Source organism: Tetragenococcus solitarius NBRC 100494 (genome assembly GCF_001544195.1).
Lineage (GTDB): Bacteria > Bacillota > Bacilli > Lactobacillales > Enterococcaceae > Tetragenococcus > Tetragenococcus solitarius.
The window spans coordinates 1-15,787 of record NZ_BCPY01000048.1 but is presented as its reverse complement, the minus strand read 5'-3'; the positions used below and the strand labels follow the sequence as shown (position 1 = coordinate 15,787).

Here is a 15,787-nt window from a genome sequence, read left to right as displayed (position 1 = left end):
CTTTTCCCATCAATAGTTACGTTCTACCGTTCTAGGGTATCCTCATTTCCGGACTACTTGGACATTTTCTTCTAGCGATTCACACTATACAAACATTCAGCCCTTCACTACATGAAACAGTAGCTACTATGGCCTCAGCTGACTTCTTACGACAAACCTTTTTCGACCGTTCGCAAACGTCCGTAAGATCTCCCAGGGTAAGACATTTATCTTTCTCTCCACAACCTCTTGATTTACTGTCTTGGTTTTACGTTTACCTTTTGGACTTCAGCTTGTAATGCAGCCTTATCCACCATTTAGCCTCATCAAGTTCCTGTACGTAGGCTCAAGAGATTTGCGCCACCACTTCCTTCACCCCATCATCACTGATTTCGGCTTGTGGCTCGCTACACTTGGCGGTAACTACCCGTGACTAGACTTTCACTAGCTAGATAAATGCCATGCCTGGCACACATTAAAAAGTAGACACCGTGCTACCGATTGTTCACAGTGTCTACTTTGTCATTTTTATCCTCAAAATTTTCCGCTTATTTTTTTCAAATAAGCTTTTAACTCATCTTTTGTTTCCGGGTGTTTCAAACCATATTCAATATTGGCTTCTAACATTCCTATTTTCGTCCCCACGTCATACCTTTTCCCAGAAAATTCTTGTGCAAAAACTCGCTGTGTTTTATTTAACTCGTTTATAGAATCGGTTAGTTGGATTTCTCCACCTAAACCGGGCTCTTGTGTTTCTAACAAACCAAAAATTTCTGGCGTTAAAAGATAACGGCCTATAATTGCTAAATTGCTCGGTGCTTTGTCGGGTTCAGGTTTTTCAACAAAAGATTTAACATCATATAGACCTTTAGCTACTTCACCATTAGGCTCTATAATGCCATACTTGGAAGTATCTTCATGAGGAACTGGCATAACAGCTAATGTTGAAGCCTTAGTTTTTTCATAGTCATTAATTAACTGTTTCGTTAATGGAACTTTATTGCTAGTGATATCGTCTCCTAACATCACCACAAAAGGTTCATCTCCTACAAAAGCTTTTGCTTGTAAAACAGCATGACCTAAACCTAAAGGACGCTTTTGGCGAACAAAATGTAAATTGATGTCAGTCGTTTCTTCTACCAATTTCAACAGTTCAGTTTTTCCTGTCGATTTTAGATTTTGTTCTAGTTCTATGTTTGCATCAAAATGATCTTCAATCGGACGCTTAGCTTTTCCAGTTACCACTAAAATATCTTCAATTCCTGAAGCCATTGCTTCTTCTACAATAAATTGAATCGTTGGCTTGTCAACGATGGGTAACATCTCTTTAGCAACTGCTTTAGTCGCTGGTAAAAATCGAGTTCCTAGCCCCGCCGCAGGAATGACTGCCTTTTTTACTTTCATTTTCTCCAACCTTTCTATTTCTAACAAATTTGCTCCATTATATCATATCCACTGTCATTATAGATTTATTTTAAATATAAGTTTTTTTGTAAGACACGCCATTCTTCTATTTCATTTTAAACAAAAAAAGACCCGCCAGCGGGTAACTGGCGGGAAAAGGAGTTAAAAATGAAAAAATGTTTTCGGGTTGTTTGGTTGGTACAAGGATAATGTAACCAAATTTTTTGAAGAAAATATGACAAAACTGTTTTAATTCACTTAAACCTACAATAATTACTGCTAAATATCTTCACTATCTTTCTTCCAATAAGTAAACAGCTTTCCTTTACTTCCATAAATAGGATCATACTCAGGTAAAGGAACATTGCTAATATTAACTATCTTTTCTGGTCGTTCTTCTTTTCTGCCATAACAAATATCATAGTTTTGTCCATTCGGATAAGCGCCAATCACTGAGAAGCTAGAATTTTTTTGTAATAGTTTATGTCCGGTCCCAGCTGGCAAAATCAATACATCCCCAGTCATGACTTCTAATTGTTTTCCGTTTTCACCGCCCATTTGTAATAAAGCACTCCCGCCAACAACGATAAGAACTTCATGTGAATTACTATGGTAATGATGATAGGAAAATACCCCATTGCGCCATGAATTTGACCAGTTATTTAGTGCAAGTAGATGAATTGGGTCATCCTTTTTTTCAATAACATTTTTATAAACAAGCAAAGGAAACTCAGGATGATTAGGAATAGAACCATCATCTGTCAAATAAAATTCATTTATTACTATCTCGTCTTGACGTTTCATGAAAAACCCCTCCTTTTTTTCGTGTAATAATAGCTGACTTATTTCTTCTATCTTAAATTGTAGCATTTTTTGGATTTTGATAAAAAAAAAAGAAGCTAGGCAACCTTTAAGTACCTCACTAAGTTTAACTTCTCTTACGTCTAATTTCATGAATTATCCTAGAAATTTAAGATACTGTAAACAAAATAAAGTTATCGCTAACTAGCTAGCTATTTTTAACGCTTATAGGTTAAAGTAACCCTGTAACAATAATAAATAAAAAGGATGTGTTCGTTAAAATGTTAGCAGAATCAACCATTATTCCTGTGCAAATAAGAAAAGTGTTTTATCCCTTTATTATCGCCAAAGACGATAACGGACATTATCATTATTTAAACATTAATGCAGCTCAGCGCAAAGACACTGTATTTTGGGATGTTATGATGCGAATTTCGCAAGCCGGTTTATGGCTTCCTATTGATAAAGAGTCTTACCAACTTTTAGAAAATGATTGGTTAGAGTTCAAAGATTAGCCTTGACAAATTTCCTTCGTATATAAAAGAAAAATCCCTCAGGGAATAGCTATTCTCTGAGGGATTTATTTTAAGATAAATAGTGACTAACCTAAAAATTCAAATACTTCTTGTCGATTATACAAGTTAAATATTTTCTCGCAGGCATATTGTGAGACAAGTGCTGCAACAGCTGGAATAACAATCCAACAAATCGCTGCCATAAGCGGAGCTTGTCCGCCTTCAATTGCAGCAAAAGGACCTACCAGACCCACTAAACCAAAACCGGCAGAAGCAGGGGTGCCTGTAATACCCAAAAGTGCAACTGGGATTGCCGAAACAATGGCTGTGAAAAAGCATGGAACCAAAATAATCGGCTTGCGGAATAAATTGGGCATCATCATTTTCATTGCTCCTAAAGCGATGGCAATAGTAATTCCTGATTTGTTAATTCTCCATGAATTAACAACTAAAACAACTGTGGTTGCCCCAACGCCCATAGCGGCAGCTCCTGCAGAAATACCGTCCAGCTGAATAGCCAACCCAATAGCAATTGTTGATATCGGTGAAATGATTAATAGTGCAAACGAACAAGAAATCAAAATGCTCATTAACATTGGTTGCAAAGTTGTAAAGGTATTAATCGCACTGCCAATCGCTGCAGAAATAGCTGTAATATAAGGGTATAAATAAATGCCAATCAAGCTTGCTCCTGTACCGACTACAATGGGTATACCAATAATTTCAACGGAGCCGAATTTATCTCCAATCAATAAAATTAAGCCCACAGCAACCGCCGATGTCACCATCGTATTGATAATATCTCCGGTTCCTGCGCCAATAAATGCCCCTGCTTCTTCATTAAATTGAATCGAGCCAGAACCAATTAAAGCCGCCACACCGACAACGGACATCCGCATAGGGTTTAAATTAAATTGTAATCCTATTAAAAAACCAATCACTGCGGGAGTTGCAATTTGAAAAAGTTCTGTTGTTTGTGTCCAAGTTACCGCAAATGAATTATCACCAAATGCACCTAATATTACAGATAATACTGCATTGGGAATTAACCCAACAATAATTCCTGTTGCTGTTCCTGCTAATATTTTATTCAAAAACCTTTTGGGGGTTAGTACTTCTTCCATAAACTTCGCTTCCTTTCAATCCTACCAATTTTCGATTAATTTTGCGTAGATACGTAATAAATCCTCTTCCATTTTCCTCACTCCTTTGAAAATTTTCAGAATTTTTATTTATCGATTATTATAACGAAAGGCCATTTAAAATGCAATATAATTATCTGAAAATAACGAATATACAGACAATTTATTTAAATAAGAAAGATTTTTTCAAATAACCACAAAAAAAAGACCCGCCAGCGGGTAACTGACGGGAAAGGAGTTAAAATGAAAAAGTGTTTATTAGGGTTGTTTCGTTGGTATGTTTATAATATAAACATAAAAAGTGAATAAATTGTGATCTTTCTTTTCTAAAAAGATTAAGTTTAATTTCTCTATATAAAAAAGAGCGTTGAGAGACGAATCTTGGAGAATCATACACAATGTGTAAAATGCAGCTCAACGCTCTTTATTTAATAATAATATCACTTTCAATAATAAAAAGACAGTATGTTTTTTTAAGTTGAACGATTCTAAATACTAGCAATATAGGAAATTTAGTTATTTGAAAGCTCACATATAAACTGACGTGCAATTTTGGTATAAAGTGACGTATATATATTTATATATAATATCCAGTCTAATAGTTTTTGTGACGACAAACCTATCTTTAAATAGATAAAATTGCAAATCGAAAAAGTAACAATTGTCATAAATAAATGTTTTCAGGACGATACTTCCTTGTACATATAGCGCATATAACTAGCAATGATCATTAACATAACACCAAGAATCAATACAATTCCTCCAATAAAAAATAAAAGAAAAGGTGTGTAAGTAATAATACGCATGTATATATTTTTAGGCGATTTTGTGTTTTTTATAGCAGAAAACATCCCAAAAGTAAAATTACAAACAATTAAAATGGTTCCCACTAATAAAGGAGGTTCAAAAGTAAATGTATGAAATAACCCCCAGATAAAGAAAAGAGCAATTAAACCAACTAAACTTTGAACAGCCATATAAATATTATTAAGTAATTTGGTACTCATATTTTCCCCTTTTAATGTTAATTTTCAAATTCTAAAAGCAACTTTTCAAAAGATGTTTCTCCTCTTTTTTCTTTTCGCTGAAAAAAGATTGGGTTAACAAATAAAACTGGGGTATCTCCTATAAAAGCATCTAAACGAACATAATCTCCTTTATCTAAAAACACATTATATTTACAAGAAAAGCCCACTGTTTCAAAAATGACTTTGCTATTTTTTACAATATGCCATGTTACTTCCTTATTGCCATATGCTGCGAAATATATATTGCCAGCTATTTCAGAACCCGGTAATACTTCACGTCCTGCCTCATCTGTTATTAATAATTGACTATTAAAGTTATTTTCTATAAATACCTTTCCTTTTTTCATACTTTGCAAAACTGTGGAAATTGAGTGATTTGATATATGAATCTTATTTTTCGGAAGTCCAATAGGATATCGGTTCTGATAATTTTTCTTATGGGCATCACTACCTCCTAGTCCAAAAAGATAATGTCCCTTTTCCCAAAGAAAATCAAAAAATGCAATTGCTTTATTATTTTCAATAAAATCTTCTGTTGAATAAGGGGCATTAATAACTTCTAAAAAGTCAAAATTACAGATGTCAAAATCGTGCCGTAAGGTCATCCCTTCAGCAAAAGGATGATTAATTGAAAGCAAAACTTCTTGTTTGTGTAAAGCAGAAAACATATCATTCAAACAATCATTCTTCTTTTTTTCATCTTCGAAATACTTTGAGTAATCAATTAAACCCTTAACTCCATAGGCATTATAATGTACTTCGTTATCCATCGTAATTTCTGTTCCGGGAATAATCAACTGTTCGTTTGCGGGAAACTGCGTAGTAATAACCGAATGGTCCATCAATGCTATAATCTCTAGTTGTTGTTTTTCAGCTTGAGTTATAATTTCTTCAAAATCGACCCTGCCATCAGAATAATAACTATGACAATGTAAATCAGCCGAGAACCATTCTTCTTTTCTTTCAGAAGAATTTCGTGAAAATTCTTGTTCCAGTACTGGAAACTCCTTTTTGTGGTTGATTATTTCTTGATCAAATCTAATTTCTAATTGAACTTTTCCGCTTACGCGAAAGGAAGGTTTTATCACCTCCAAAGACCAGGTCCCTTCTGGAAAATCCCCAAAAATTCCACCGTTTGTAGTATTTCTAATATTTGTACCGATGAAATGTGTTTTTATCCTTGTTTTCAACGTATAAAGACCTCTTATGCGATCATTAGAATCACGTATAATAATAGGAGCATGCTCAAAACAACCATCGAGTATGTTTAATTGGAGGGTGTGCTGTTTTTTTACTTGAAAAGGAAATTTTAAAAATTCAATCTCTTTTTGATTATCAAACTCATGAAAAAAATCATTTTAATATCCTCCTAGTTCTTCTCTTACCTCAACGGCTACACTAGAAACTTTAGCCCCATATACAATCTGAACTCCTTTTTTCAATCGAATTACTCCCAAGGCTCCAAGTTGGTTGTTCCAAACATCGTCGCTTGCAACTAGTGATGGATCTTTTACTAATACTCGTAACCGAGAAACACAGTTATCGACATCTTCAATGTTTTCTCGACCACCTAATGCTTCGATGATATTAACTGCTAAAGTATTTTCCGTGTTTTTATCTTTTTGTATTTTTTCATTGTATTCTTGTTTAGAATATAATTTAACCGTTGATTGCTCTAATTCGCGACCTGGAGTTTTTACGTCAAATTTAATAATTAAAAATTTAAATAAGAAATAAACAACGATAAAGAATACAGGCATGATAAAAAGATAAGGCCACATATTTAATTTTTCTGGGCGTAAGAAAAATGGAAGCCAATCTTTTAAATTTCCCTGAAAGATTGAGACTTTAAAAAATTCTGTCACAACTTCAGCCAGTCCAGCAATCGGTGCATAGATAAAGAAATACATCCAAGGTGCAATAAATAAAAATGTAAATAAAATAGGTTCTGTGATACCAAATAACATCGTGGACACAATAGTAGGTATTAACAATCCAGCGATTTTTTTCTTATTTTGAGGTAAGGCAGTTTTATACATTGCTAAAGCAATTGCCGGGAAAATGGCGAAGTTAATAACGCCCATCCCAGCCATAAATGCCCGTACTAACAATTTTTCAGAACCCGGCGAAGCTAGTTGAGCTAACTGTATTGCCGCATTACCTACCACGAGTTCACCATCAACCACCATAGAACCTCCTAAGTCCGACCAATGCATAGGCAGACTTAATAATGGATGCATTCCAAATGGTACCAACATTTCATAGCTAGTACGAAAGATAAATGTGCCAAATAAACCTGTTTTTGTAACAAATTCAGCAAAATCACTAAACAATGAACCGATAAAAGGCCAAATGAAATAAAAGATAATTCCCAATACTCCTCCTGAAATTAAGGATAAGATAGGGACAGTGCGTGTACCAGAGAAAAACGCTAAGGCAGTAGGTAGCTTTGTTTTGTAAAATTTGTTATGAATCAGACTCACTAGTACACCCATTAAAATTCCACCAAAAACCCCAGTCCGATAAGTAAAAAAGCCTAATTCAGTCGTATATAACGCCGCATGTTTTGCAGCTTGCAGTGGATCTGTACCAGACTCAATTAAAGCTTCAACTGTCGTATTTTCCACTGAAACTCCTTGTGCGGCAAGTAAAGTTGACATTGTTGCAAGAAGTGCTAGAAAAGCCACTACAGCAGAAAAAGCCGCCCAGCCTTTTTCCTGCTTAGCAAGTGAAAAAGCAACTCCTACTGCATATAGAATAGATAAGTTACCAAAAATAGCATCTCCTAAAGACTTTATAACCTCAAAGATGTTAAAAATAAACGTAGAAGAATAACTTTCCCAATTAATTCCTAAAGCACTGACGGTTGCTTCGTTAGTAAAAGCTCCTCCCACACCTAGTAAGAGACCTCCTATAGCGACTAAAGAAATCGGAACCAACATTGCTTTGCCAAAAGTCTGCATTTTTTCTTTCATTTATAACCACCCCTTATTTAACTCATTCAATAAACCCAAAAATATTGAACCTACTTTTAGTATTTACGATAAAATAACTACAGCTCGCAGTTTTAGTGTTTTTTTGATCATGGATAAAACTGTTTGCTTGGCAATATAATCGGTTAAATTATTTTTATTATAAGTTATTTTATTACTTTAATTGTTCATTTCTTTGAAACCGATTCCATATTAGCTTTTCGAAATAATTTTCATAAACTGAAATTAATTTCAAACAATTAAACTGTTGCTTAAAATAGAATAGTTGAATTATGGGGCTTGTGATTATCCATCTTTTTATTCTTCACTGCATACTATGACTTTGTTGCTAAATCTTATTTTATCTGCCGATAAAAAAGTTTGGCTAACACTGCAGCTCCGTTTTCATCTGGATGAATACCATCGGGAAAATATTCCGGGTGCCTTGAAGTTTTTTCATATACATCTACAAACTCTAAATCAAATTCATCCGCTACTTCTTCTACCGCATCTCTTATATTTACTACTACATTAGGATCAATTGCACCGCTAAATACCTCTCCTTCAAGAAAAGCTTTCGGCGGTGATGCTAAAATAATTCTAGAAACACTGGATAACGTTTGATAATTTGCAAGCAAATCGCTATATTCTTCTTTAAATTGTTCTGATCCGTCCCAGTTTGTTACTTTTGTATCATTTGTTCCCAGCATAATAATGACAATATTCGGCTGAAAGTCCAAACTTTCTTGAAATTCTTTTGTTGTCTCATAAGGAAAATCACTAGAAGATTGTGCAGCATAATTTGACACTCCAAAATTATGCACCACATATCCATCTCCCAATAATTCTTCCAATTGTTCAGGGTAAAACTCACCTTGTCTAGCCACACTATAACTATCATAAGTAATACTATCGCCGACCGCAGCAACTCGTATATCATCAGCTGTTTCTTTTTTATTCTCCTTATTATTGACGTTTGTCACAAATTTCAAATAAAACATTGCACCAAAAATGAGCAGCCCTAAAAATAGCAAAACGAAGTATGTCTTCAAATATTTTTTCTTAAATACTTTTCTCATAAAATGTTCCGTCCTTTTTATACAAGAATACCTAAATTTCCTCTATTTTTAAATGAATAATAAAAAACTAAGATAAATAAGAACTATTTATCTTAGTTTAAAATTTGTATTCACTTTATTAACTTCCCTTTAATTAAGGTCATTCATCAATTTTTGCGCTAAAACAGAATCAAAAATCCCTTGATTGGCATAACCTGCTCTTAAAACTGCATGAACAGCTGCTGCTTTTTTAGCTCCGCCAGCAACTAAAATAGAATGTTCCTTTTTTTTCAATTCATCTAATTCAATACCTACTGTACGACGGTCTAATTCTAGATCGACTAGACGACCTTTTTCATCAATAAAACGCGAGACAACATCTCCCACTGCTTTTTGTTGCAAATTTGCTTTTTGTTTTTCATCTAGGTATCCTAAGTTAAAAAGCAAGGCATCTTTACGTACCGAGCCAACAGTAAATAAAGCGATATTCGCTTGTTTACCTAAATCCAAGATAGACCGAATATACCGATCTTGTTCAACAAGCTTTTTGGTCGTTAGGTTATCAAAAAAAGTGGGTAAAGGCAGATGTTGCGGCTGTGTATTAAAAGCATCCGCTAGTGCATTGATACTTTCATAAGCGTAGGTTTTCTCATGACCAAAACTAAAGCTCCCCTTTAATTGAACAGCCTGTACGCCTAAAATATCCTGCTTTTCCAAGTGTGTTGTCACAGCATGAATTGTTTTTCCCCAACCGATACCAATAATATCGGTTGGTTGAACAATATTTATTAAGTAAGCAGCAGCATAAGCTCCTAAACGTTCAAGCATAGTCATTTGCGACTCGTATTGATCAGGTACGACTCGAATCTCCATTTGGTACTTTTCAGACAAGACATGAGCTAAAGTTTGAAAATCCACAAAAGGGTTTTCAACATGGATTTTAACCAACCCAGACTCTTTAGCAACCTGCAACAGACGTGAAATTGTCGGACGTGAAATCTGCAATTTTTCCGCAATCGCTGCTTGCCCAAGATTTTCTTCATAATAAAGCTTGGCAACGGTCATTGCTTGTTTCAGCTTGGCATTTTCATCTTTTTGTACCATTTTTTCACCAACTTTTAAATGAAGTCCGCTAAAAAACTGCTGCCTTTAAATGTTTTCTCAACATTAAAATTATCCAGCACCGTCGCTCCAAGATCCGAGAAAGTATCTCGTACACCTAAGCTTCCATTTTTTGTCATGCTTGGAGAATAAGCAAGCAACGGTACTTGCTCTCTTGTATGGTCCGTTCCTTTAAAACCAGGATCATTCCCGTGGTCAGCAGTAATAAGCAGTAAATCGTCTTCTTTTAATTGTTCTAATACGGTTGCTAAACGTTGGTCAAAATCCATCAAAGCTTGGCCAAAACCAATAGGATTGCGGCGATGGCCATACATTGCATCAAAGTCAACCAAGTTAACAAAGCAAAAGCCACTGAAATCTTGTGCCATTACATGATCGACATGGTCCATCCCATCCATATTATCTTCGTTATGATAAACTTCGTCTAAACCATTTCCCGAAAAAATATCATTAATTTTACCGATACCAATGGTTTTGATATTATTTTCTTGTAAATCATCTAACACTGTTTTTCCATTCGGCTCTAATGAATAATCATGGCGATGAGAAGTTCGTGTAAAGTTTTCTTTATTGGTTCCCACATAAGGACGAGCAATTACACGTCCTAAAGTATACTTAGGTCCATTCACTAAACTGCGCGTATATTCGCAAATGCGATATAATTCTTCTAGCGGAATGACTTCCTCGTGTGCTGCAATTTGTAAAACAGAATCACCAGAAGTATAGATAATTAAATCACCGGTTTCCAATTGATGTTCGCCTAATTCTTCAATAATTTTCGTTCCTGAAGCAGGACGATTTCCTACAATATTACGTCCTGAAAAGTCAGCGATTTTGGCTAATAACTCATCGGGAAAACCATCTGGAAAGAAATCTAATGGTTGTGTAACAGGCAGCCCCATCATTTCCCAATGACCGTCCATACTGTCTTTTCCAGCTGAAATTCCGGTCATTTTGCCATAATAGCCCAAAGGTTTTTCTACAGCAGGTACACCTTCAATGGCTTTTTCGCGCAGATTTGAAAGGCCTAATTTTTGTAAGTTCGGTAACGCTAGTTTTCCTTTATATGCTTCTCCCACATGACCTAAAGTATCCGAACCTTCATCGCCAAATTTGTCTGCATCTGGAGCTGCTCCTGTTCCTACAGAATCTAATACAATAGCAAAAATACGTTTGTAACTCATCTATGGTCCTCCTCTTTATGCTAAAATTTTCGCTGTCGCACTGACACCTAAACGACTCGCACCGGCATCAATCATTGCAATTGCTTCTTCATAACTGTGAATACCGCCAGAAGCTTTTACACCTAGTCGGTCTCCGACTGTTTCACGCATTAAACGAACATCTTTAGTTTTTGCCCCTGCTGAACTAAAACCTGTCGAAGTTTTGACAAAATCTGCCTTGGCTTTTTCCGCTAGTTGACAAGCTTTAACAATATGGTCTGCATCAAGAAAGGAAGTTTCAATAATAACTTTTAAAATTTTTCCCTGTGCATGAACAGCGTTCGCAACAGCAACAATATCTCCTTCAACTGCAGTATCATCATCACTTAGAAGTTCACCGATATTAATTACCATATCAATCTCATCTGCACCATTTTTAATCGCAGATTCTGCTTCAGCAACTTTCGTTTCTGTTGTTGTTGCTCCTAATGGAAAACCTACCACTACACAAGTTTCGATATCTGTATCTGCTAATCTTGCCGTCACAAATGATGTCCAATAAGAATTTACACAAACCGCTGCCGTATTAAATTTTTTTGCCTCTTCACACGTCTGCTGAATCTGTTCTTTTGTTGCATTTGGTTTTAAATTTGTATGATCCAAATAACTAGCTAATTCTTCTTTTGTCATTCTCATTTTCTGTATCCCCTTTCATTTACAATTAAAATAATATCAATATTTTTTACTAATGTAAATTGAAACAATGAAAATTCGTTCATTTATATTATTCAAAAAAAGAAGCAGTGAGATATTGTCTCACTGCTCCTCTTTATTTAGCGAAAAATTTTGATCTCTTTTTTGGTTTCCACTGTAATCCGTCCATTTTTAATCACATATAGTCTGGTAGGTATGTCAATAATCGCATCCTTCACCACTTTAGTATCAAGAAGCACAACATCAGCTTGGTTACCTTTTTCAATCCCATATTTTTTTAGCCCAATTGCCTTAGCTGGATTGGTTGTAATCATCGGCAGTACAGTCACAATGTCATCTGCTCCTCCTAAATGAGCCGTAGGAATAGCAAGCATTGTACTTTGTAAAATATCCCCATTACCAAAAGGTGTAAAAGCGTTACGAATATTATTGGTGCTGATACTAACATTCAAACCACTGTCACGGAATTTACGAATCGGAGTTAGCGCCCGTCGAACATTATATTCATCATGGCGCGCTCCTAAATGTAAATCAGTTGGTGGCAGTGAAATAATATTAATATTAGCTTCTTTCATTAAGTCAATAATTGGATATAGTTTTTTATCTGGTAAAGCGTGCATCGCAGTAAAATGTCCAACCGTGACACGTCCTTGATAGCCTTCTTCAATAGTTTTTTTACATAAATATTCGATAGAAATATTATCCGCTTCATCACTGAAGTCTTGGTGCAAATCGATATCTTTATCATATTTTTTAGCAATCTCAAAGATTAAATCAATATGATCATTAGCAGGATCATCATTATATGGGATACCACCAACCACGTCGGCTCCTTTTTCCATGGCTTCATACATCATCTTATCCGTACCAGGTGCTTTAAAAATTCCTTCTTGCGGAAAAGCGACCACTTGAATATCCACTAGATTCTTGTATTCTTCTTTCAAATCTAAAATCGTATCAAAGCCCGTAAATCCTTGAGCTGGATCAAATTCCGCATGAGAACGAATCGCTGTTACACCATGAGCGACGATCATATCTAACACTCTTCTAGCTCGATCATAAACATCCTCTTTAGTAAAAGTGGGCTTTAATTCGGCAGTCACCTTGATAGCTTCTTGTAAAGTACCTGATTTGTTAGGTCGACGATCTGAGATTAAAGCTTTATCTAGATGGACATGACTTTCCACAAATCCTGGCACTAGGACACGACCGTCTGCATCAATTTCTTTATCTGCCTTGTCTTGAATATTTACTGCTACTTGAGTAATTTTCCCATCATCAATCGCTACATCTTGCAATGGACGACCATCTTCAATCCGGGCATTTTTAATCAATAAATCCATATTATCTCCTCCTCAATCTAGTGTTGCATTACGCAAAAATAAACGAAATAACTAATAATAAAACACTCGCTAAACTAATCCATTTGACGTTTCCTTTCACAATATCAAGAATAGGCAGTTGGAACCCAGAAGAAAGTGCTTGCATCGTAATATTGACAAAACTCATCTGACTTCCCATACCAACGCCCATGGCTACAAAACCTAAAGCAAGCGGTGAGAAACCTAAAGAAACGGCTACAGGAAGAACCAGCGTCAATACTGAACCAACATAGGCTCCAGCTGGAACACCAATAAGAATTCCTGTTAAAACAGCTACAGGTATCATAATAGCAGTAGGTGCTGAACTAGCAAGACCAGCAATGACTGAAAAAGTCCCTGTTTGTGCGATCACATTAATGAACGCTAAGAAAATACCCACTTGGAATAATCGTGTCAAAATATAAGTAGACCCATCAATCATTGCATCGACAGATTTGTTTAATGAAAAATCAGTACATAAGTAAATTAAAAATAAGGTTACAATCATATAAACAAGTGGAGTAAATAACTCGAAACCGATTGCACTATTGACTACAGGTCCTAAAATAACTGCAAATAATAAGAAGATAGCTGGAAAAGTGATTTTCCATAATTTACCATTACTCATTTCTGCATATTCATCATTTTCTTCTTCTTTAAAACCAACTCCCCGATGCTTGGTTCCCCAAAAAGCTAGCACCATTGCAATAGCAACAAATACGAGCCAGTAAGGTCGCATTGTAGAAACATAGTCAGCAACTTCAAATTTTCCTAATTGAGAAACGATACTTGATTCTAAAGAAGCTGGTGAAGTTGTAAAAGACACCGCAGCAGCAAGTGACATCGCAGCGATTAACTCTGGTACTACACCAACCGCAGCAAAAGCCAAAGGAGCAATAACCATAGCGCTACCACCACCAATTCCTGACATATAAGTTGCGGCAGCTAATAGGACAACGATAAACACAGAGACCCATTCCACTCTTCCTTTGGTTCCTCTTTTAGCTAGAGTTAAGGCCGCTGAATAACCCCCCGATTTAAAAACCGCCATTGCAATGGCCGAATTGATAATAGGTACCGTAATACTCAGCATCGTTGGGATAGCTTCTAAAAGTTGTTTATTAGCCTCAGCTAAACCAATACCGCCGATAACCATAGCGATGACCCCACCAACCAGACCGGAAATTACCATATCTACTTTTAAAAACAACAACGTTAATACGATAACTAATGGCACAATCGATAAGATTGCCATAAACCCAGTAGGAGCTTGTATATTTTCAATTTCTTCCGCAAATGTTGCCGTCGGGAAAAGAAAAATAATGGAAATTAAACTAATAATTAATTTTCCTATTTGTTTTTTATTCATATTTATTTCCTCCGTTTCGAATTAGAAAAAATTTTATTCATTAATCAATAAGAACGCACCTCCTCGTTTTTAGCAGATAACATTTTCATTACGTTCATCTGTAATAAAAATGTTATTTTTAACTATTATACAGTTATTTTTCACAAATTTCACTGTTATATTCGTAATTTCAATAGCTAAAATTTACACTAAAAAAATGGCTTAAAATATTGTTTTTGATTTTTATTTGTTCATTTTTTATCGTTATTTAATAAAATATCTTTCGAGATAAATTAGATCTATTTTTATGTATCAATATAAAAATAGTTGTTCAAATTATAATACACATTATTTTTTATTATCATTAAATAAAAAAAGCATCTCACCTCTTTTTTAACGTAACTAACCGTAAAAAAGAGGCAGATGCTCTAATTTATTAATAACTAAACCTTATTATAAACATCGCGATTGATGGAATCTAAGCGATTAGCAACCATCAGCGAAACGAAAACATCATTATTTACATTGACAACGGTTCTAAACATCCCAGCGAACCAATCAACGCCTACAAGTAAAGAAATCGATTCTAATGGAAGACCTAAGGAAGTAGCTAAAAAGGTCGCAACAATTGCTGCACTTCCTGGCACAGTGATGGTTCCTAAAGTTAAAAGAATAGATAAACTTATCCCTACAATAATATTTAAAACTGATAACTCTACCTCTGCACTTTGTTGCATGAAAAAAATCATCACAACATAGTTCATCGCTGCACCTGCACTCCCCATTGTCATACCAATACTCATAGTAAAATTCGCTACATCACGATTAACGCCAAATTTTTGGATGCAGTCTTTAAGAGCAGTCGGAAAAGTAACAGCCGAACTTGTCGTTGTCAAAGCAACAATGGACATTTCTAAAAATTTTTTAGGCATCAGCATAGGGTTTAATTTACAGCGCGCAGCGACAAATAAAGCCATGAAGAGTAAAAGAATAATTGTACCGGCTAATAATAACCCTAAATATTGCAACATAGAAATCATGACTTGAGGACCTGTTGCACCTACGACATCTGCTAACAGACAAAATACTCCGATAGGGGCGACTTTCATAATCATTTGGATCACATTTAACACAACTTCATTTACTTCTTTTATAAAATCAAAAACTAGCCTAAATAATT

The 15,787-nt window shown here is 35.2% G+C and carries 14 protein-coding genes; 1 reads left to right on the top strand and 13 read right to left on the bottom strand.

The features are described from left to right. Nucleotides 1–513 precede the first annotated feature (513 nt). Nucleotides 514–1,383 (bottom strand): UTP--glucose-1-phosphate uridylyltransferase GalU, encoded by an 870-nt coding sequence (gene galU / locus TS1_RS10885; protein WP_068710539.1) that lies wholly within the window; start codon nt 1,381–1,383, stop codon nt 514–516. A gap of 279 nt (nt 1,384–1,662) precedes the next feature. After that, nucleotides 1,663–2,187, bottom strand: coding sequence for a cupin domain-containing protein (locus TS1_RS10880; RefSeq protein ID WP_068710538.1), 525 nt, complete (start codon nt 2,185–2,187; stop codon nt 1,663–1,665). A 278-nt stretch (nt 2,188–2,465) separates the two neighbouring features. Here TS1_RS10880 and TS1_RS10875 point away from each other — a divergent pair, with 278 nt between their 5' ends. Beyond that, entirely contained in the window at nt 2,466–2,699 is a 234-nt protein-coding gene (locus TS1_RS10875) for a hypothetical protein (protein WP_068710537.1), read from the top strand. Between the two features lie 86 nt (nt 2,700–2,785). On the opposite strand, the gene TS1_RS10870 is transcribed toward TS1_RS10875, so the two are convergent. From TS1_RS10870 to TS1_RS10820, 11 genes are all read right to left on the bottom strand, one after another. After that, nucleotides 2,786–3,823 (bottom strand): PTS sugar transporter subunit IIC, encoded by a 1,038-nt coding sequence (locus TS1_RS10870; protein WP_068710536.1) that lies wholly within the window; start codon nt 3,821–3,823, stop codon nt 2,786–2,788. Between the two features lie 698 nt (nt 3,824–4,521). Continuing rightward, nucleotides 4,522–4,848 (bottom strand): hypothetical protein, encoded by a 327-nt coding sequence (locus TS1_RS10865; RefSeq protein WP_068710535.1) that lies wholly within the window; start codon nt 4,846–4,848, stop codon nt 4,522–4,524. A gap of 17 nt (nt 4,849–4,865) precedes the next feature. Then, nucleotides 4,866–6,059 carry a CehA/McbA family metallohydrolase gene (locus TS1_RS10860; protein ID WP_068710534.1) on the bottom strand — a complete coding sequence of 398 codons (1,194 nt, stop codon included), beginning with the start codon at nt 6,057–6,059 and terminating at the stop codon, nt 4,866–4,868. 168 nt (nt 6,060–6,227) lie between these two features. Then, the gene (locus tag TS1_RS10855) at nt 6,228–7,844 is read right to left on the bottom strand and encodes a PTS transporter subunit EIIC (RefSeq protein ID WP_068710533.1); all 1,617 of its coding nucleotides are present in this window, start codon (nt 7,842–7,844) and stop codon (nt 6,228–6,230) included. A gap of 353 nt (nt 7,845–8,197) precedes the next feature. Next, nucleotides 8,198–8,920, bottom strand: coding sequence for a GDSL-type esterase/lipase family protein (locus tag TS1_RS10850; protein ID WP_068710532.1), 723 nt, complete (start codon nt 8,918–8,920; stop codon nt 8,198–8,200). 129 nt (nt 8,921–9,049) lie between these two features. Next, nucleotides 9,050–10,003, bottom strand: coding sequence for a sugar-binding transcriptional regulator (locus TS1_RS10845; protein WP_068710531.1), 954 nt, complete (start codon nt 10,001–10,003; stop codon nt 9,050–9,052). Nucleotides 10,004–10,017: 14 nt separating this feature from the next. Then, complete coding sequence (locus tag TS1_RS10840; protein WP_068710530.1) at nt 10,018–11,205, bottom strand: phosphopentomutase; 1,188 nt, start codon at nt 11,203–11,205, stop codon at nt 10,018–10,020. A 15-nt stretch (nt 11,206–11,220) separates the two neighbouring features. Further along, the gene (gene deoC, locus TS1_RS10835; RefSeq protein ID WP_068710529.1) at nt 11,221–11,880 is read right to left on the bottom strand and encodes a deoxyribose-phosphate aldolase; all 660 of its coding nucleotides are present in this window, start codon (nt 11,878–11,880) and stop codon (nt 11,221–11,223) included. Nucleotides 11,881–12,017: 137 nt separating this feature from the next. Further along, entirely contained in the window at nt 12,018–13,241 is a 1,224-nt protein-coding gene (locus tag TS1_RS10830) for an amidohydrolase family protein (RefSeq protein ID WP_068710528.1), read from the bottom strand. Between the two features lie 28 nt (nt 13,242–13,269). Further along, entirely contained in the window at nt 13,270–14,628 is a 1,359-nt protein-coding gene (locus tag TS1_RS10825) for a citrate transporter (protein WP_068710527.1), read from the bottom strand. 422 nt (nt 14,629–15,050) lie between these two features. Next, on the bottom strand, nt 15,051–15,787 hold a 737-nt coding region (locus tag TS1_RS10820), incomplete at its 5' end, for a dicarboxylate/amino acid:cation symporter (RefSeq protein WP_157061670.1).